The organism is Longimicrobium sp. (assembly GCA_036377595.1).
Classification (GTDB): Bacteria; Gemmatimonadota; Gemmatimonadetes; order Longimicrobiales; family Longimicrobiaceae; genus Longimicrobium.
This window is the reverse complement of record DASUYB010000095.1, coordinates 1-17,728: the sequence shown is the minus strand read 5'-3', so window position 1 is coordinate 17,728 and position 17,728 is coordinate 1. Positions and strand designations below refer to the sequence as shown.

The window sequence follows — 17,728 nt, the reverse complement described above, 5'->3', positions numbered from 1 at the left end:
GTCCCAAGTGAGTCGGTGGCGAGCCAATCTCGGGACGCTGGACTGGACGAACTCAGGACTTAGGACCAAGGACTTAGGACTTCTTTTCGTGGTTGTATGGCCCGGCGCCGGTGCGCCGGGCCTTGCGTTTCGCATGGCGATTGCACAGCATCCCGGTTCGAGGGGCGCGGGGACAGCGGCGGACACGGAGAGCGCGCAGATGGACGGGCCTGAGGGCGACGACGGCAGGGAGCGCGAGGAGGACGGGCGCGAGCAGCGGGACGAGCAGCCCGCGGAGGAGCCGAAGCGGCGCGGGCTGTTCGGGGTGACGCCCCGGCGCGCCGCGGCGGGGCTGGGCGCGGCCGCGGCCGCCGCCTACGCCGTGTACCTGCTGGGCGCGGGGCGCGGCCGCCGCCGCCCGGTGACCGAGCTTCCCAACGCGCTGGGGATGCGGCTGGACTACGTGCCCTGGGGCGACGTGCACTACGCCTGGTACGGGCGCGAGGGGCGCGGGCGGCCGCTGGTGCTGCTGCACTCCATCAACGCCGTGGCCAGCGCGCACGAGATGCGGCCGCTGGCGCGCGCCTTCCTGCGCGACCGCGACCGCCCCGTGTACGCGCTGGAGTGGCTGGGCTTCGGGCACAGCGACCGGCCCGAGATCGACTACACGCCCGACGTGCTGGAAGACCAGCTCGAGCACTTCCTGGAGCGCGTGCTGCGCCCCGCCGGCGGCGCCGACATCGTCGGCCTGTCGCTCGGCGCCACGTACGCGGCCGAGGTGGCGCGGCGGCGGCCCGACCTGGTGCGCTCGCTGGTGGCCATCGAGCCCGCCGGCCTGGGCGACGAGCCGGCGGAGATCGGGCGAGGATGGTCGCGCCTCCTCTTCACCCTCCCCGGCGTGCAGCGGGCCTTCTACGACCGGCTGACCACGCCCGAGGCGCTGGCGAAGTTCGCGCGCGACAACCTGTTCACCCCCGAGTTCGGGGTGCCCGACGAGTACGTCAACTTCGCGGCCGAGACGGCGCGGGTGGAAGGGGCGCCGCGGCCGCTGGACGACTTCCTGAGCGGGCGGATGTTCCCCGAGGAGGCGCTGGAGACCTTCCGCCGGCTGCGCCAGCCGCTGCTGGTGATCCACGGCAGCGTGGAGAACCGGCGGATGGAGAGCTACACGCGCATCCCCGAGCTCGACGGGCGCGCGAACGCCACCGTGATCTCGCTGCCCACCGGCGCCATGCCGCACTGGGAGCGCGCCCGCGAGGTGGTCGCCCGCATCCGCGACTTCCACGACTCGCTCGAAAGCCAGCGCCGCGCGGCGGAGTAGGTCCGGGCGAATCGGGCGCGGCCGCTGGATCTCCGTGATCGGGCAACGCCGATCTTGATCCCCGGCCGGTGAGACGTCATCCTGAGGAAGCCCAAGCGACCGAAGGATCTGTACTTGCGGCCGCACGGCCATCCGTTCCCCACGCGGACCGTGCGGCGACGTACCTTCCCCCCGAAGGAGTAGTGCGATGACGAATGCAGGGCGAATCGCGGGCTGCGGCCTGGTGCTGGCCGCGGCGGTGCTGGGGGGGTGCGGGAAGGGAGACGACGACCGCGCGTCCGGGCCGCCGGTGCAGGTCGACACCGCCAACAACACGCCGATGGACGGCGTGAGCGACGCGCAGCTCAAGCAGCAGGCGCAGGCGCTCACGCCCGAGCAGGCCGCCGCGCAGGGGATGGTCGACACCACTACCCACATCGAGGACCTGGGCGGCCAGGACTCGACTCGCGCCGCCGCCGCGAACAACGACACGGCCGCGAAGCCCGCCGGCCCGGCGACAGCCTCGCCTTCGGCGCCGGCGACGCGGCCGTAGCGCGCGAATGCCGGCGTACACCGCCTCCCTCTCGCTTGGCGAGAGGGAGGCGTTTTTCGTGCATCATCCCCCTGCATCCGCATCGCTGGCGGGGCGAGTGGATCGCGGCGGCGGACGATGCCCGGCGTGCGGGTCCGGAAATCTCCTAAATCCGTCCCCGAACGCTCGTTCGAGCCTTGCACGATTCGTCACAAGCGCTAGAATTCCCGCCTCCGGCGCCCCCGGCGGGCACCGGTGTTTCATCCGAACCAGGGAGATGCGCGTGAAGAGCATCGTGTGCGTAAAGCGCGTCCCGGACACCGAGGCGCGCATTCGCATTGCCGGCGACGGGAGCAGCATCGACCCGTCGGGCGTGAAGTTCGTGCTGAACCCGTACGACGAGTTCGCCGTCGAGGCGGCGCTGAAGCACAAGGAAGCCGCGGGGCAGGGCGAGGTCACCGTGATCAGCGTGGGCGACGCGTCGTCGGCCGAGACGCTGCGCACGGCGCTGGCCATGGGCGCCGACGCCGCCGTGCTGCTGAAGGCCGACCGCACCCCCGAGGGGCTTGCCGCCGCGAAGGTGCTGGCCGCGGAGATCGAGGGGCGCGAATACGATCTCGTCCTCTTCGGAATGAAGGCCATCGACGACGACCTGCAGGCGGTGGGGCCGATGGTGGCCGAGCTGCTGGGGATCCCGGTCGTTAGCGCGGTGACGGAGTTTTCCGTCGACAACGGGAAGGTGACGGCGCACCGCGAGATCGAGGGCGGCGCCGAGGTGGTGGAGCTGCGCATGCCGTGCGCGCTGACCATCACCAAGGGCGCGTACGAGCCGCGCTACGCGTCGCTGAAGGGAATCATGGCGGCCAAGAAGAAGCCGCTGGAGGAGAAGCCCGCCAGCGTCGACGCGCCGGCCGCGCAGGCCACGCTGTCGTATCCACCCGAGCGCCAGGCCGGCCGCATCGTGGGCGAGGGCCCCGACGCCGTCCCCGAGCTGCTGCGGCTGCTGCGCACGGAAGCCAAAGTGATCTGACGTTTCTGATCCTCTGACCACGAGGTCATTCGATATGGCAGGGATTTTCGCGTTCGCGGAGTCGCGCGACGGCGAGCTGCGCAAGGTGGCGCAGGAGGTGGTGACGGCCGCCCGCAAGCTGGCCGACGCCGCCGGCACCGAGGTGCACGCGGTGGCGCTCGGCGGCTCCGGCCTGTCCGGCGCCGCGGGCGAGCTGGGGAAGTACGGCGCCGACAAGGTGTTCGTCGGCGAGTCGGGCGCGTTCGACCGGTACTCGCCCGAGGGGTTCACGACCGTGATCGTGAACTTCATCAAGGAGCACGGCTGCGACGCGGCGCTCTTCCCCGCCACCGCGCTGGGGAAGGACCTGGCGCCGCGGGTGGCCGCGCGTCTCGGCGTCGACTACCTGAGCGACGCCACGGGGCTGGACGCCGAGGGCGGCGCCGTCTCCGTCACCCGGCCGCGCTACGCGGGGAAGGTGTTCGGCAAGGTGGCCGTCTCGCAGAAGCCTGCGGTGATCTCCATTCGCCCCAACGTCTTCCAGGCGGCGGAGAGCCCGAAGGCCGGCGCCGTCGAGTCGCTCGACGTCGATCTCGGCTCGGCCGACTTCGGCGCGGTGGTGACGGAGATCAAGGCCGCCGCGGGCGAGAAGCTGGACGTGTCCGAGGCGCCCATCGTGATCAGTGGCGGGCGCGGGCTGCAGGATCCCGCGAACTTCAAGCTGCTGGAGGAGCTGGCCGAGGCGTTCGGCGGACGCGCGGCGGTCGGCGCGTCGCGCGCGGTGGTCGACGCCGGGTGGCGCCCGCACGGCGACCAGGTGGGGCAGACGGGGAAGACGGTGGCGCCCACGCTGTACATCGCCGTCGGCATCAGCGGCGCCATCCAGCACCTCGCGGGGATGCGCACCAGCCGCTACATCGTGGCCATCAACAAGGACCCCGAGGCGCCGATCTTCAAGGTGGCCGACTACGGCATCGTCGGCGACCTCTTCCAGATCCTCCCGCGCATGACCGAAGAGGTGAAGAAGCTGATGGCCTGACGCCGGCGGCTGCTTCCCGACGGACGACACGGGCGCCGGCCGAGAGCCGGCGCCCGCGTTTTTACTTCCGAAGCTGCTTGCAATTACGTTTGCATGCAATTACGTTTGCATGCAAACACGATTGCATGCAATTATGATTGCATGCGGTGATTGGATCTGGAGGTTCTGGTGCTGCTGGTCGACCGCGAACGGGAACGCGATGAGCTGACCGCGCTGCTGCAGCGTTGCCGGCCGACGCTCGCGCTGCTCACCGGGCGCCGGCGTGTCGGCAAGACGTACCTCCTCGCCCGCGCGTGGCCGGAGGATGTGCTCTTTCTCTACACGGCCGCCCAGACCACGCCGGAGCTGAATCGCCGGCAGCTGTTGCGCGACCTGGCCGCATGGTCCGGGGAGGAGATCCAGCCGGAGGATCACCCGACGTGGCGCTCCGTTTTCCGCCTGGTCGCCGACATCGCCACGCGGCGTGCCGCCGCCGAGCCGTCGAAGGCCACCGCTTTCGTTCTCGACGAGTTCCAGTACCTGGCGGATGGCGGGGAAGGGGTCGCCGCAGTGGCTTCGGAGCTCAACGCGGTGTGGGAGCAGATCAACCGACCCGCCCAGCCTTCCATTCCCCTGCTGATCGTCCTCTCGGGCTCGGCCGTGTCCACCATGGAGGCGCTCGCCGGCGGAGGAGCGCCGCTGTACGGGCGCTTCTCGTGGCACCAGAAGCTGCAGCCGTTCACCTACTGGCACGCGGCGGAGCTGGCGCCGTTCACGGACCTTCGCGACCGTGCGTATCTCTACGGCATCTTCGGCGGCACGCCGCGCTACCTGGCCGCGGTCGATCCCACGCGCTCGCTGGCCGAGAACGCCGCGGACCTGCTGCTCTCCCCGCGCGGCGAGGTGCGGCAGCTGGTGGAGACGGCCCTGGACCAGGAGGAGGGGCTCCGGGAGGTGCCCAAGTACCGGGCGATCCTGCGTGCGGTCGCCGACGGCTGCACGGAGCGGAACGAGATCGCCCAGCGCGCCGGGCTGGCGAACGACCACGGGCTCCGCTCCAAGCTGTCGACGCTCGTGGAGCTCGGTTACCTGGAAGAGCGCCGCAACGTCGATGCAAGACCGAACGAGGCAGTGCGCTACGCCATCGCCGATGCCGCGTTCCGCTTCTATCACCGCTTCGTGGCGCCGAATGCCTCGATCCTCGAGCGCTATCCCCCCGCCGACGTTTGGGAGGTGTCCGCGGCGCCCGACCTGGATGCGTACATGGGACTGGAGTTCGAGCGAATCGCCACCCAGGCCTACGACCGCCGTGCATCCGCCCTGGGGCTGCCGATGGTGGAGCGCTGGGGCCGATGGGAAGGGGTGGACCGGATGCGCCGCTCGCTGGAGATCGACGTCGTGGCGCCGCTCGCGAACGGGCGGACGATGACCGGCGCGATCAAGTGGGACTACGCACCGATCGGCGCCGCCGTGCATCGCCGGCACCTCGAGATGCTGAGCCGCGCGGCCGACGCCGGACGCGCGTGGGCGCACGCTGGATTGAAGGCGGACGCACCGCTGTTCTACGTGGCGGCGAAGGGATTCACGCGCAACTTCCGCGAGGAAGCCGAGGAGAGCGGGCATCCGGTGATCCTCTGGTCGCTGGAGGAGCTGTATGCGACGTGAGCTGACCGGGCAGGACAACGACTTACCACCTAACAAAATCTACACTCCTGCCTGCAATTACGTTTGCATGCAATCGTAATTGCAGGCAGGAGTGTCTAGCCCACGGTGAAGAGCCGCGGCGCTCGCGCATCTCGCGCCCGCTGCTTATCTTCCGCCGACCCGCACCTTCCGGCCACGCACCCGGCACCGACGCAGATTGGCGAACCCGCTCGCGTTCCGCGCTCCCTGGATGGCGCCCGCCGCGCTCCTCCTCGCCGTCGTCTCGCTGGCGGTGAACGGCGTGCTGATCCACCGGCTGCGGCGGCCGGAGCGCACGCTGGCGCCGGCGCTGGACCGCGTCGCCGACCGGCTGCAGCATTCGAACGCGGCCATCAAGTACACGGTGCGCATCCCCGCGGGCACGCCGGTCTCCTTCGACATCCCCATCGACCAGCGCTACGTGGTGAAGCTGCGCACCACGCTTCCCATCAACACCGACGTCCGCGTCCCCTTCAACACTCCGTTCGGAAACCGGGTCATCAGCGTGCCCGTACGCTCCAACGTGCCGATCCGGCAGGACGTTCCCGTGCACCTGGTCGACACCTTCCACCTGCGCACGCAGACCAACGCCGAGTACGTGGTGCCGCTCGAGATCAAGCTCAAGGACCTGCCGATGGACGCGCTCCGCCAGGCGCTCGCCCCATGACCGCACCGTATCTCCACGACATGGGATCGCGATTCGCCCGCGCCGCCTCGGTGCTCGCGCTGGCGGCGATGCTGGGCGGGTGCCGCGGCAAGGACGGCGCGCAGGGGCAGCCCGCGCGCGGCGGCGATGCATCTCCGAGCGCCGCGGCGGCGGCGTGGAAGACGAATCCCGCGGCGGGCGAGGCGCTCGTCGTCGGGGGAGATTCGGTGGCGATCGAGACGGGGCCGCACACCATCCTCTGGCCCGCGGGCGCGCAGGAGCTGGCGCCGCCGTACACCCTCCGCGCCACCTTCACCAAGCACCGCGGCCGGCTGCACGAGGGCTACGGGATCCTGTTCGGCGGGAGCGGGCTGGACGGGCCGGAGACGGGGCAGGTCTACAGCTACCTCCTCGTCCGCGGCGACGGCAGCTTCCTGGTGAAGCGCCGCCAGGGCGCGGAGACGCCGGTGGTGCGCGACTGGACGCAAAGCGGCGCCATCCGCCGCGACGTGGACGAGGAGGGACGGCCGAACGAGCTGGAGGTGGTGGTGACCGACACGGTCACCGTCTTCCGCGTGAACGGCGCGGAGGTGGCGCGCGTGCCGTCGTCGGAGCTGTCGGTGCGCGGCCTGGCGGGGGTGCGCACCGCGCACGAGTGCCTGCTGGTGGTGCGCGACTTCCGCGTGGAGCCGGGCGCATCCACCGGAGGGGCGCGGTGAGCGGCGCCGCGCCCCGCCTGCTCGTCGCCGACGACGACGCGGCGATCCGCAAGGCGCTCCGCCTCATCCTCGCCCAGTACGACGTGCGCGAGGCGGGTGACGGCGCCGAGGCGCTGCGCCTGTTCGAGGAGGGCGGCGCCGACCTGGTGCTCAGCGACCTGCAGATGCCGGTGATGAGCGGGCTGGAGCTGCTGCGCCGGGTGAAGGCGTCGGACGACTCCGCCGCATTCATCATCCTGACCGGCGCGGGGACGGTGGAGAACGCCGTGCAGGCGCTGCGGCTGCAGGCCGACGACTACCTGGTCAAGCCCTTCAACGTGGACGAGGTGCTGCTGGCGTGCGAGCGCGCGCTGGAGCACCGCCGGCTGGTGCGCGAGAACCGCGGCTACCAGCAGCATCTCGAAGGCCGGGTCGCCGAACAGGCGAAGCAGATGGAGAGCATGATGGTGGATGCGCTCCGCTCCCTCGCCACCGCCATCGACACGCGCGACGACTACACCGGCGGCCACGTGGAGCGCGTCTCGCGCTACGCGGCGGCCACGGGGCGCGAGCTGGGGCTGTCGGGCGACGAGCTGCGCGCCCTGTGGATCGGCGCCATGCTGCACGACGTGGGGAAGATCGGGGTGAGCGACACCATCCTGCGCAAGCCCGGCGCGCTGACGCCCGAGGAGTATGCGGAGATGAAGCGCCACCCCGAGATCGGGGCGCGGGTGATGGACAGCAGCTCGTTCCTGCGCCCGGGCCTTCCCGCCGTGCTCCACCACCAGGAGCGGTGGGACGGCACCGGCTACCCGGCCGGCCTGCGCGGCGAGGAGATCTCGCTGCACGGGCGGATCGTGGCGGTGGTGGACTGCTACGACGCCATGGTTACCTCGCGCCCCTACCGCGGCGCCAACACCGACGAGGCCGCGTTCGCCGAGATCCGCGCCTGCGCCGGCACCCAGTTCGACCCGCGCGTGGTGGAGGCCTTCGTCCGCGCCGCCGAACGCGGCTTCCCGCAAGACCCCGACACGCCCGTCCTCCCCGACAGAAGCTGAGACAGCAACGACGTTGGATATCACGGCCATCCGCGGGTTGCGTTCCGCGGGGGCCGTTCTATATTCAATTTGGTTCCATTTTGCAACCACTTTGGGAGGAGGTGCATATGGCTACGCTGACGCTCAAGGGTATTCCGGACGAACTGCTCGATCGGCTCCGCAGGCGCGCGGAACTGCATCGCCGCAGCCTGAATAGCGAGGCGCTTTATGTGCTGGAGCAATCGGTCGGGCCGGTAAGGTTCGATCCCGAGGAAATGCTTGCTCGCGTACGTGCTGTGCGTGCAGAGATCGGTGAGGTCATACCGCTTACCCCGGAAATGTTCGAAGAAGCGGTCAACGAGGGCCGGCCGTGATCGTAGCGGACACCAATCTGATCGGGTACTTCATTATCCAAGGCCCGTTTACGGCTGATGCCGAGGCTGTGTTCTACAAGGATCCACTGTGGGCTGCGCCGATCCTGTGGCGCAGCGAGATGCGCAACGTACTCTGGAAGTATGTCCGGTCGCGTCAGATTACGCTGGCGGTCGCGCTGAAAGCCATGGAGGCGGCGGAGAAGCTGCTGCACGGTAAGGAGTTCCAAGTCGAGTCGCAGTCGGTGCTCTCGCTTGCGGATGGGTCAGGGTGTGCGGCTTACGATTGTGAGTTCGTGCATCTGGCCCAAGCCCGCGGGTGGAAGCTGGTTACAGCTGATGCAAAGCTGCTGGCGCAGTTTCCAGGTACGGCCGTGAGCCTTCAGGATTTTGTGAAGTGACGGACTACAACGCCGACCTGGAGCTGGCGATTCGGGCGATCCGCGCGGCGGGCGAGGCCATCCTGCCGGCGTTCCACGCGGAGCAGGAGGTGCGCTTCAAGGCGCCGGACCAGCCGGTGACCGACGCCGACCTCGCCGCGGACCGCATTCTCCACGAGATGCTGCTGGGCGCGCGGCCGGAGTACGGCTGGCTGTCGGAGGAGACGCGCGACTCGCCGGCACGGCTGGCGAAGGAGCGGCTCTGGGTGGTCGACCCCATCGACGGCACCAACTCGTTCGTGAAGGGGATCGCCGAGTTCGCCGTCAGCATCGGGCTGGTGGACGGCGGCGAGCCCGTGCTGGGCGTCGTCTTCAATCCCGCCACGGACGAGCTGTACCACGCGGTCGCGGGCGGCGGCGCGTTCCTGAACGGCGCGCCCATCCGCGTCTCGGCGACGGACGAGCGCGCGCAGGCGCGGACGCTCATCGGCTCTCGCTGGGAGATCCGCCGCGGCGAGCTGGCGCACTTCGTGGAGCCGTGGCGCGTGTCGCCACTCGGCAGCACCGCGTACAAGATGGCGAAGGTGGCCGACGGCACCGCCGACGTCTTCGTCTCCTCGGGCCCGAAGAACGAGTGGGACGTGGCGGGCGCCGCCGTGCTCGTCACCGAGGCCGGCGGCCGCGTCACCGGGCCGCTCGGCGAGCCGTTCCGCTACAACCAGCCGAACCCCGCCTGGCGCGGCGTGGTCGCCAGCAACGGCCTGCTGCACGACGCCGTGCTGGCGATGAACCCGTCGCATCTCCCCGGTTCCTGAGCCCGCCCCACCGAAACCGCCTCGCCCGCGCCGCGTAGTCCTGAAGCAGGGACGTCGTCTTCCCTCGTCCCGCGGGAGAGCGTCATGTTCGGTGTATTCTTCGTAGAGTTCTTCCTCGACTTCATCTGCGGTTTCGTCGGGGACATCGTCGCGGGCGTGCTGGGCTGGCTCTGGCGTGCGTACGCGCGGACGCTGAACGTCCCCATCCTCGTCGCCGTGCTGCTGGACTGCCTCGCGGGGACGGCGGAGGGGGTGAGGCTTTTCTCCCAGGGGACGTCCCTCTGGTTCGTCGCACTGGGCGCGGCGCTCGTGATCGGCTGTCCGGCGCTCGCGGTCGCATCCACGATGGCCGTCTGGCGGAAGATCAACGACGAGCGAAAGGCCCGGCGCCCGGTGGATCGGCCTCTCGTGGGGTGGCTGCAGTCGATTGATCTCCGTCCCGCGCGCGAGATGGGCGCCGCGGGCGCGCCGCATCTCCATCTCCCCCCGCCCGCGCCGCCGTACACGCCGTGGGGATGGAGCGACAGGACGGAGATCGGGGGAGGATTCGCCGATCGCGCCCGGGCTGGCGACTGATACCTTCCCGGCTTGCGACGGCGTCGGCGGGCGGGCTACACTCCCGGGCACGATCCCCACACCGCGCCGAAAGGGAGCCATGTTCGTGCTGCTGCTGAAGTACCTCAAGCCCATCGACGAGGTGGAGCGCCTGACGCCCGCGCACCGCGAGTGGCTGGACCGCTTCTACCGCGAGGGGAAGTTCATCGTCAGCGGCCCGCGCGAGCCGCGCACCGGCGGCGTGATCATCGCCGACGTGGAGAACGAACTGGAGGCGATGAAGATCATCGTCGACGACCCGTTCTTCGCCGAGAAGGTGGCCGACTACGAGCTGATCCGCTTCACCCCCACGAAGCACGACGCGCGCTTCGCCCCGTTCTTGGACCGCGCCGCCGCCTGACGCGTGGCCTACCTGGGCGAGGTGCGGCTGCGGCGCGACGAGGTGCCGTCGTTCGAGCGGTATCCGTTCTCCCTTCCCGCCGTGCGCGGGCTGCACCGCCTCCCCCTCCACCCTTCCGTCACCTACTTCGTCGGCGAGAACGGCAGCGGCAAGAGCACGCTGCTGGAGGCCATCGCCGTGGCGTGCGGCTTCAACCCCGAGGGCGGCGCGCTGCACGAGGTGGAGTTCGCCACGCGCGAGTCGCACACCGATCTCCACCGCTGGCTCGACGTACGCATCCCCGGGCGGCTGGAGATGCGCGGCTACTTCCTGCGCGCGGAGAGCTTCTACAACGTGGCCACGGCTGTGGAGCGGCAGGACGAGGAGAAGTGGATGAAGGCGCTGCCGCGGCGCAACCGCGACCTGTACGGCGGGCGCGCGCTGCACGAGCAGTCGCACGGCGAGGCGTTCCTGGCGCTGTTCGAGCATCGTCTCCATGGACGGATGCTGGTGCTGCTGGACGAGCCCGAGGCCGCGCTCAGCCCCATCCGGCAGATGAGCTTCCTCACGCTCCTGCACCGCCACGTGCGCGCGGGCGCGCAGTTCGTCATCGCCAGCCACTCGCCCATCGTGCTGGCGTATCCCGTCGCGTGGATCTACCACTTCGGCGAGGAGGGGGTGCGGCGAACGGAGTACGAGGAGACGGAGCACTACCAGGTGTACCGCGACTTCCTGCAGAACCGCGAGCTGAGCCTGCGCGTGCTGCTGGGAGAGGAGGAGTGACGCAGCCCGCCGCGGATCCGGAGCGCGAGGGCAGGGAGGAAAGGCGTTGGCAGCGTCCGCGATAGGGTGCGGATGGTTGCGGATGGGTGGGGGGAGGATGCGACTCAAGTCGCGGCTACAACCACACGCAGTCCGCCTTCGCGGACTTCATCACGTCGCTTCCCCCGTCTTCGTCACGCGTCGCGACCATCCCCGCGTCGGACGCGGGGGTTGGCTCGGTCGCGGTGCGACGGTAATCTTCAGGGCCTCATCGCCTTCGCTCTTCCCGCAGCCGCCATCTCCATCTCCCGTGATCGCGCCGTTCCGCCGCCGTCTCTTCGCTGCCGCGCTGCCGTTGCTGCTGGGGGGATGCCTGTTCAGCGTGGGGCCGCCGCCGCGCTCGAGCCTGCGGTCGACGGAGCAGGAGGTGTTCTGGCGGCGGCTGTCGCAGCTGTGCGGGCGCACGTTCGAGGGACGGATGGCGGAGGGAACGGACCAGACCTTCGTTCGCAACCGGCTGCTGATCCACGTGCGCCAGTGCTCGCCGGCCGAGGTGCGGATCGGGTTCGTGATCGGGCCCGATTCATCGCGCAGCTGGATCGTGCGGCGGGTGGACGGCGCGCTGGCGCTGACGCACGACGTCCCCGGCGGCGAGGCGACCGGCTACGGCGGCGTCACGCGCACGGCGGGGACGCCGGAGCGGCAGGACTTCGCCGCCGACAGCGCCACCGCGCAGATGCTTCCGCCCGCCGCCAGCAACGTCTGGTCGCTCGAGATCCTCGACGGCGACACTTTCGCCTACACCGTCGCGCGGCCGGGCGTGCGCCAGCGCTTCCGGCTGGAGTTCGATCTTCGCCGCCCGGTGAGCTGATCCCGGTGCTGAGTGCTGAGTGCCGAGTCGGTCGCGGAAACTGAAGGCGCCCTCCCCGCGTACAAGCTTCTAAGCCGAAATCGCCAGCGGAGTTCGCCGTTCGTCGCGCCGGTCCTCCGGCGCAGCCCGCGAAGGCGGGTTTCCCGATGTTCCAGCGGCAGGTTTCAATCTGCCGACCTCGCGGCGTCGCGAGCCGTATCTCCCCACCACTGGATCTAGATGTACGGGATCGCGGGATTGCTGGCCGGGCGCACGCTGGCCGGCCGCTACCTGATCGAGGCGGTGATCGGGCGCGGCGGGATGGGCGCCGTGTACCGCGCCGTCGACGAGCGCCTGTCGCGCCCGGTGGCGGTGAAGGTGGTCGGCGCGGTGACCACCGACCCCGGCGAGCTGGCGCGGCTGCGCCAGCGCTTCCACCGCGAGGCGCGCGCGGCCGCGGCGCTGCGGCACCCCAACGTGGTGCAGGTGCACGACTTCGGCACCGATCCCGAGCTGGACCTGGACTTCCTGGTGATGGAGCTGATGCGCGGCGAGGACCTGGCCGCGCGGCTGATGCGCGCCGGCCCGCCGCCGCTGGCCGAGTCCGTCGACATCCTCCGCCAGGCGGCGCGCGGCCTCTCCGCCGGCCACCGCGCGGGGATGGTGCACCGCGACGTGAAGCCCGGGAACCTGTTCCTGGAGGCCGACGACGCGCACGCCGGCGTGCACGTGCGCGTGCTGGACTTCGGCATCGCGCAGGTGGGGGTGGAGGACGGGACGATGACGCAGCTCACCGTCTACGGCCAGGCGCCGTTCTCGCCCGCGTACGCCTCGCCCGAGCAGCTGCGCGGCGACGACCGCATCACCGCCGCGTCGGACGTGTTCAGCCTGGGCGCGGTGGGATACCACCTGGTCACGGGGACGCGCCCGTTCACCTCCGCCGAGCCCGCGCGCGCCGCCGCCGAGGTGAGCGACGCCGTGCGCCTCCTCCGCCAGCGCGCGCCCGAGCTGGACGACGCGACCTACGCCGTGCTCGTCCGCGCCCTCGCGCGCACCCCCGCCGAGCGCTTCCCCGACGCGCAGGCGATGTCGGACGCGCTCTCCGGCATCGCACCGGGATCGGCGGGCGCGCGGCCGCGCACGGTCGTGCCGCCGTCACCCGCGCCGTTCGCGCCGCAGCCGACGTACGCGCGCTCGACGCCGTCGCCCCCGCCGCGTCCGGTCGCCGTGCCGGAGGACGAGGGGACGCGCCTCTACGCGTCCGAGCCGCAGCGGGTGCTCGCGCAGGCGACGTATCCCCCGTACCGCGTGGCGACACCGGTCCCCGCGCACCAGCCGCCCGCGCAGCCGTACGGATACGCGCCGCCGCAGCAGCCGATGCAGGCGCAGCCGCGGCCGAGCCTGGTCCGGCGCTTTCTCCGCGCGGCGTGGGAGTTCACGCTGACCACGGTGGCGGTCGCGCTCTTCGTCGCGTCGTGGGCCCTGGCGATCCAGGGCGTGGTCGTCGACAGCCGCAAGCGCCTGCTGGTGGGCGCGGCGGCCACGATCCTGTTCACGCCGCTGGCGGTGCACCGGCTCAGCGGGCGGCGCGGGCGCTACGGGTTCGGGGTGATCGGCGCGCTCGTCGCCACCCTCGTCGCGTGGCGCGTCGTCGGCCGCGGGGGCGATCCGGCGATCGGGCTGGCGGCGGTGTTCGGGATGCAGGTGCTCGCGTGCTTCCTGATGACGTGGCTCACCCGCCGCCGCGAGCGCGACGAGCAGCCGTACCCCACGAGCTGACGAACGTCGATCGACAAGGAGAAGCCGCGGAGGCGCACCTGCGTCTCCGCGGCTTCATGCTTCTGATCGACTCCGCGCCGCCGCCGGGTCGGCAGGCAGGTGAAGCCTCGCGCGGTTTGCGAGGCTTTTCGTCCTTGTTGCTGCGGCTTCAGCCGCCGGTTGGATCGGCGATCCTACTCGGCCGGCGCGCTCGCCGTCGCGACCTCCTCGGCGACGGTGCGGACGTGGCGGACGCGGCCGATGGCGACGAAGGTCAGGGCGGCCGCCAGTCCCAGCACCGCGCACGAGATCCACAGCGTGGGGCGGCTCCAGCCGAAGAGCGCGGCACCGGCCGCGGGCGCCAGCACGAACGCGATCGCTTGCGTGAAGCCGAGCGACGCCTGGTAGCGCCCCTGCACCCCCGGCGGCGCCAGGTCCGCCACGAACGCGTGCGTCACCGGCGACGCGATCACCTCGCCCACCGTCCACACCAGCACCGTCGCGGCCAGCGCCACGACGCCGTGCACGAACCCCGTCGCCGCGATCCCCATGCCGATCAGGAACGTGCCCACCGACATCGGGATCCACGCGGGGAGGCGCGCGGTGACGGCGGCGATCGGCAACTCGAGCAGCATGCAGCCGAAGCCGTTCAGGGAGATCAGCATCCCGTACTGCGCCAGCGTGTAGCCGCGCGCCCGCAGCTCCAGCGGCACCGACGCCATGTCCTGCGTGTGGATGGCCGATCCGATCGTCACGGCGACCAGGAACGCGAGCATCGCCCCGTCGCGCGCGATCAGCCGCAGCGCCGAGGGGCCGCCGCCGTCCTGCGTGCGCGCCTCGGCCACCGCGCGGTCGAAGCCGCGGGGGATGAAGGCCAGCACGATGAAGCCGTAGAGCAGCGACGTGATCGCATCTCCCACGAACACGATGGTCGGCGAGCGCTGCGCGAAGATGCCGATGGTCGCGGGACCGAGCGCGAAGCCGAGGTTGATGAACAGGCGGTAGAGCGCGAAGGTGCCCACGCGCCGGCCCTGCGGCGTGACGTCGGCCAGGAGCGCGGCGGCGGCGGGGCGGTACATCTCCGCGCAGAAGCCGGCCACCGCGGTGAGGGCCACCATCGCCGCCAGCGCGCGCGCCTGCGACAGCGCCACCATCGCCGCCGCGGACGAGAACATCGACAGCGCGATCGTCCGCCGCCGCCCGATGCGGTCGGCCAGGTGCCCGCCCGCCGCCGCCGCGCCGATCCCGCCCACGCCGTACATCGACGCGGCCAGCCCCGCCTGCGCCGGCGTCAGCCCCCGCCCCACCAGGATCACCACGATGAAGGTGAGGACGAACGAGCCGAAGCGGTTGATGAACGTTCCCGCGAACACCACCCACGCCTCGCGCGGCAGCGCGCGCAGGTCCGCCGCCAGCGCGCGGATGCGGCCGGGCTCGCGATCGTCGGCGGGCGCGGCGACGGTCATCGGCTGCGTCCGGGGAGCGGGTATGGCGGCCGTCGCGACCGCCGGGGCTCGCCGGGCGAATGAATTCGCGGCAACAAGGGCACAAAGTCCCTGCGGGACTGCGGCCGCGGGGTCGTGCCATGATGCCGCGGTCGTCGCGAAGGCGTGATCATCTTCCGAAGAACGGGAAGCGCCTGCACCGGCGTCGCTGCCGGCGCGGGGACGATGCCCGGAACGAGGCCGCGGGTCAAGGCGGGACAAACGGTGAAGTGGTGTGGCCGCGTCCCGCTGGGACGTTGTAGTAGATCCGCCGGCGCACGGCCGATTCGCGGTGCGCCGGTTCGCGCGCAGCCCCACCGCTGTGACCTCCTCATCCCTTCAGCGTTGGAGGCCGGTATGAAAAAGCTGAGGTTGGACGTAGCCGTGCTGCGGGTCGAATCGTTCGCCGTGGCGCCCAGCGCGGTAAGCGTGGGCACGGTGGCCGCACGCAGTGGGCCGTTCGACCAGGACGACGGCAGCCTGGACTACTGCGGCGGCGGGGGCGGCGGCGCGTACACGGTCGGCACCTGCATCGGGCCCACCTTCTGCTGCCCGGCCACCTGGAAGCCGACGTGCAACTCGTGCGAGGGAACCTGCGGAGACTCGTGCAACACGACCTGCTACCAATGGTCGTGCGTCAACCCGAACGAGTGTATTACGTAAGCACCGGCGGCGGCCAAGCGCGCGTGCCCGCGCCGGAGATCTCCGGCGCGGGCACGCTTCGTTTCGCCGCGCGGCGTCACGACGACGCGAGCGGCGCGAGCCGGGTCTTCTGCACCTCGTCGAGCTTGGCGCGGAGGCGGAGGTACTCGCGCTCCTGCTCGGGGGTGCGCGTGTGGCCGGGCCAGCAGAGGTTCACGCGCTCCAGCGGGTCGTGCAGCAGGTCGTACATCTCCCACTGGCTGGGGACCTTGCCGTCGGCGTCGTAGTACTCGGCCAGCTTCCAGCGCTCCTCGCGGATGCTGACGATGTGGTTGGGCGGCGGCAGGTAGGGGGGATTGGCCTGCCCCGCCTGCCAGTCGTCCCAGGTGAACACCACGTAGTCCTGTGGTGCGCACTTCTCGTGCGGTCGGAGGACGAGGTCGGCGTAGTCGACGCCCTGCCACGGCTGCCTGGCGCCGTCCGGCGCGCCGAAGAGCGAGGCCAGCGTGGGCAGGAAGTCGACGTGCGACACCAGCGCGTCGGATGAGTGCTCGCCGCGGTAGAGCCTGGGATTGGAGAAGACCAGCGGGACGCGCAGCGACTCCTCGTAGAAGTTGAAGTTCTTCTGCCGCAGCCCGCCGTGCGCCAGCCCCATCTCGCCGTGGTCGGCGGTGCGGATGACCACGGTGTCGTCCGTCAGTCCTACCTGGTCCAGCAGGTCGAGCACCTGCAGCAGGTAGTCGTCGGACACGCGCATCAGGTTGCCGTAGAAGTTCAGGTAGTTCCGCTTCTTCTCGTCGGTGTCCAGCACCCCGGTGGCGGCGAACAGGTCGCGGAAGAGCTTCTGCACAGTCGGCTTGGTCGACAGGTCCTCGTGTACCGTGGCGGGAAGGTCGATGTCGCCGCGCAGCCAGGTGTCGGTGTAGCCCGCCTGCTTGAAGGTCTTGGGATAGAAGAGCACGTCGTGCGGGTTGACCAGCGAGATGACCATGAAGAACGGCTGCTGCTGCGCCGCCACCGAGCGGAGATAGGCCAGCGCGCCCTCGTCGCCCGCTTCCCAGTCGCCGTCGGCCTTCATGAAGCGCTGGTCGTTGTCGGGATAGCCGCCGCCGGCCTCGGGGATGTCCTGGTTGGCGCCCGCGTCGGCCGGGTTCCAGCGCGTGAAGCCGTACTGCCCCACGTCGTTCGGCACCCACGTGCTCTCCGTCATCTTGCTCAGGTGCCACTTCCCCTTGTAGACCACGTTGTAGCCGGCCGCCTGCATCACCGTGGCCACGTTGGCGTAGTCGAGCGGCATCTCCACCTGCGGATACTGCGGGGCGGGCATGTCCTCCTCGAGCGTGTACTTCACCCCGTGCTGCGCGGGAAAGAAGCCGGTCATCATCGTGGCCCGCGCTGGCGAGCACATGCACGAGTTGGTGAATGCGTTGTTGAAGGTGACGCCGTTCTTCCGCAGCCGCGTGAGGCCGGGGAGATTCTTTTCCGCCCAGCCGGGAGGGAAGTGCTGGATCGCGCGGTCCTGGTCGGTCACGAAGAGGATGACGTTCATCCCGGCCATGCCGCGCCCGGCGTGGCCACGATCATCGTGCGTGCTCATCGGTTTTTCCTTTCCGGCGGATGGGGATACGGCGGGGGATGGAGATCATGAACCACGAACCTGCGACCAGCCTGATGCACGGAACCCGCACATATTACTCCGCCCGCTAATTAGTTTGCAGCGGCGTAAGCGACGTGGGATTCCAGGAAGTAGCGCCGGACCAAGTCGGGCTGGCGCTTTCTGTTCTTGAGGAAGGTGCGGACGTTCGCGATCAGCTGCTTCACGTCGTGCAC

At 70.6% G+C, this 17,728-nt stretch carries 19 protein-coding genes; 17 read left to right on the top strand and 2 right to left on the bottom strand.

What is annotated here, in order from left to right:
* The first annotated feature begins 199 nt into the window (after positions 1-199).
* From VF092_15325 to VF092_15250, 16 genes are all read left to right on the top strand, one after another.
* Positions 200-1,300 carry an alpha/beta fold hydrolase gene (locus VF092_15325; GenBank protein ID HEX6748668.1) on the top strand — a complete coding sequence of 367 codons (1,101 nt, stop codon included), beginning with the start codon at positions 200-202 and terminating at the stop codon, positions 1,298-1,300.
* 187 nt (positions 1,301-1,487) lie between these two features.
* Positions 1,488-1,832 (top strand): hypothetical protein, encoded by a 345-nt coding sequence (locus VF092_15320; protein HEX6748667.1) that lies wholly within the window; start codon positions 1,488-1,490, stop codon positions 1,830-1,832.
* 262 nt (positions 1,833-2,094) lie between these two features.
* The gene (locus VF092_15315) at positions 2,095-2,841 is read left to right on the top strand and encodes an electron transfer flavoprotein subunit beta/FixA family protein (GenBank protein ID HEX6748666.1); all 747 of its coding nucleotides are present in this window, start codon (positions 2,095-2,097) and stop codon (positions 2,839-2,841) included.
* A 34-nt stretch (positions 2,842-2,875) separates the two neighbouring features.
* The gene (locus VF092_15310; GenBank protein HEX6748665.1) at positions 2,876-3,859 is read left to right on the top strand and encodes an electron transfer flavoprotein subunit alpha/FixB family protein; all 984 of its coding nucleotides are present in this window, start codon (positions 2,876-2,878) and stop codon (positions 3,857-3,859) included.
* A gap of 150 nt (positions 3,860-4,009) precedes the next feature.
* Complete coding sequence (locus VF092_15305; protein ID HEX6748664.1) at positions 4,010-5,503, top strand: ATP-binding protein; 1,494 nt, start codon at positions 4,010-4,012, stop codon at positions 5,501-5,503.
* 196 nt (positions 5,504-5,699) lie between these two features.
* Positions 5,700-6,188: a hypothetical protein gene (locus VF092_15300; protein HEX6748663.1), complete on the top strand. Its 489-nt coding sequence runs from the start codon at positions 5,700-5,702 to the stop codon at positions 6,186-6,188.
* Positions 6,185-6,886 carry a hypothetical protein gene (locus VF092_15295; GenBank protein ID HEX6748662.1) on the top strand — a complete coding sequence of 234 codons (702 nt, stop codon included), beginning with the start codon at positions 6,185-6,187 and terminating at the stop codon, positions 6,884-6,886. Before VF092_15300 ends, VF092_15295 begins: the two co-directional genes overlap by 4 nt.
* On the top strand, positions 6,883-7,923 hold the full coding sequence (locus VF092_15290) for an HD domain-containing phosphohydrolase (protein HEX6748661.1): 1,041 nt from the start codon (positions 6,883-6,885) through the stop codon (positions 7,921-7,923). Before VF092_15295 ends, VF092_15290 begins: the two co-directional genes overlap by 4 nt.
* Before the next feature lie 107 nt (positions 7,924-8,030).
* Complete coding sequence (locus VF092_15285) at positions 8,031-8,276, top strand: Arc family DNA-binding protein (GenBank protein HEX6748660.1); 246 nt, start codon at positions 8,031-8,033, stop codon at positions 8,274-8,276.
* Positions 8,273-8,674 (top strand): type II toxin-antitoxin system VapC family toxin, encoded by a 402-nt coding sequence (locus tag VF092_15280; GenBank protein ID HEX6748659.1) that lies wholly within the window; start codon positions 8,273-8,275, stop codon positions 8,672-8,674. The genes VF092_15285 and VF092_15280 overlap by 4 nt, the downstream gene beginning before the upstream one ends.
* A complete protein-coding gene (locus tag VF092_15275) occupies positions 8,671-9,468 on the top strand; it encodes a 3'(2'),5'-bisphosphate nucleotidase CysQ (GenBank protein ID HEX6748658.1) in 798 nt (265 codons plus the stop codon). The genes VF092_15280 and VF092_15275 overlap by 4 nt, the downstream gene beginning before the upstream one ends.
* 84 nt (positions 9,469-9,552) lie before the next feature.
* A complete protein-coding gene (locus VF092_15270) occupies positions 9,553-10,044 on the top strand; it encodes a hypothetical protein (protein ID HEX6748657.1) in 492 nt (163 codons plus the stop codon).
* Positions 10,045-10,123: 79 nt separating this feature from the next.
* On the top strand, positions 10,124-10,423 hold the full coding sequence (locus tag VF092_15265) for a YciI family protein (GenBank protein HEX6748656.1): 300 nt from the start codon (positions 10,124-10,126) through the stop codon (positions 10,421-10,423).
* A gap of 3 nt (positions 10,424-10,426) precedes the next feature.
* On the top strand, positions 10,427-11,185 hold the full coding sequence (locus VF092_15260) for an AAA family ATPase (GenBank protein HEX6748655.1): 759 nt from the start codon (positions 10,427-10,429) through the stop codon (positions 11,183-11,185).
* A gap of 289 nt (positions 11,186-11,474) precedes the next feature.
* Entirely contained in the window at positions 11,475-12,035 is a 561-nt protein-coding gene (locus VF092_15255) for a hypothetical protein (protein HEX6748654.1), read from the top strand.
* Positions 12,036-12,254: 219 nt separating this feature from the next.
* A complete protein-coding gene (locus tag VF092_15250) occupies positions 12,255-13,793 on the top strand; it encodes a serine/threonine-protein kinase (protein ID HEX6748653.1) in 1,539 nt (512 codons plus the stop codon).
* Between the two features lie 173 nt (positions 13,794-13,966).
* On the opposite strand, the gene VF092_15245 is transcribed toward VF092_15250, so the two are convergent.
* Positions 13,967-15,238, bottom strand: a complete 1,272-nt coding sequence (locus VF092_15245) for an MFS transporter (GenBank protein HEX6748652.1) — start codon at positions 15,236-15,238, stop codon at positions 13,967-13,969.
* 375 nt (positions 15,239-15,613) lie between these two features.
* Between VF092_15245 and VF092_15240 the strand changes: the two genes are divergently transcribed.
* Positions 15,614-15,919, top strand: a complete 306-nt coding sequence (locus VF092_15240; protein ID HEX6748651.1) for a hypothetical protein — start codon at positions 15,614-15,616, stop codon at positions 15,917-15,919.
* 76 nt (positions 15,920-15,995) lie between these two features.
* Here the strand turns inward: VF092_15240 and VF092_15235 are convergent, their stop codons facing one another.
* The gene (locus VF092_15235) at positions 15,996-17,495 is read right to left on the bottom strand and encodes a sulfatase-like hydrolase/transferase (protein HEX6748650.1); all 1,500 of its coding nucleotides are present in this window, start codon (positions 17,493-17,495) and stop codon (positions 15,996-15,998) included.
* Positions 17,496-17,728 lie beyond the last annotated feature (233 nt).

Coding starts and splice junctions, on each gene's coding strand:
- VF092_15325 (HEX6748668.1), top strand. CDS start 200: ATGGACGGGCCTGAGGGCGACGACGGCAGGGAGCGCGAGGAGGACGGG.
- VF092_15320 (HEX6748667.1), top strand. CDS start 1,488: ATGACGAATGCAGGGCGAATCGCGGGCTGCGGCCTGGTGCTGGCCGCG.
- VF092_15310 (HEX6748665.1), top strand. CDS start 2,876: ATGGCAGGGATTTTCGCGTTCGCGGAGTCGCGCGACGGCGAGCTGCGC.
- VF092_15295 (HEX6748662.1), top strand. CDS start 6,185: ATGACCGCACCGTATCTCCACGACATGGGATCGCGATTCGCCCGCGCC.
- VF092_15285 (HEX6748660.1), top strand. CDS start 8,031: ATGGCTACGCTGACGCTCAAGGGTATTCCGGACGAACTGCTCGATCGG.
- VF092_15270 (HEX6748657.1), top strand. CDS start 9,553: ATGTTCGGTGTATTCTTCGTAGAGTTCTTCCTCGACTTCATCTGCGGT.
- VF092_15265 (HEX6748656.1), top strand. CDS start 10,124: ATGTTCGTGCTGCTGCTGAAGTACCTCAAGCCCATCGACGAGGTGGAG.
- VF092_15250 (HEX6748653.1), top strand. CDS start 12,255: ATGTACGGGATCGCGGGATTGCTGGCCGGGCGCACGCTGGCCGGCCGC.
- VF092_15245 (HEX6748652.1), bottom strand. CDS start 15,238: ATGACCGTCGCCGCGCCCGCCGACGATCGCGAGCCCGGCCGCATCCGC.
- VF092_15240 (HEX6748651.1), top strand. CDS start 15,614: ATGAAAAAGCTGAGGTTGGACGTAGCCGTGCTGCGGGTCGAATCGTTC.
- VF092_15235 (HEX6748650.1), bottom strand. CDS start 17,495: ATGAGCACGCACGATGATCGTGGCCACGCCGGGCGCGGCATGGCCGGG.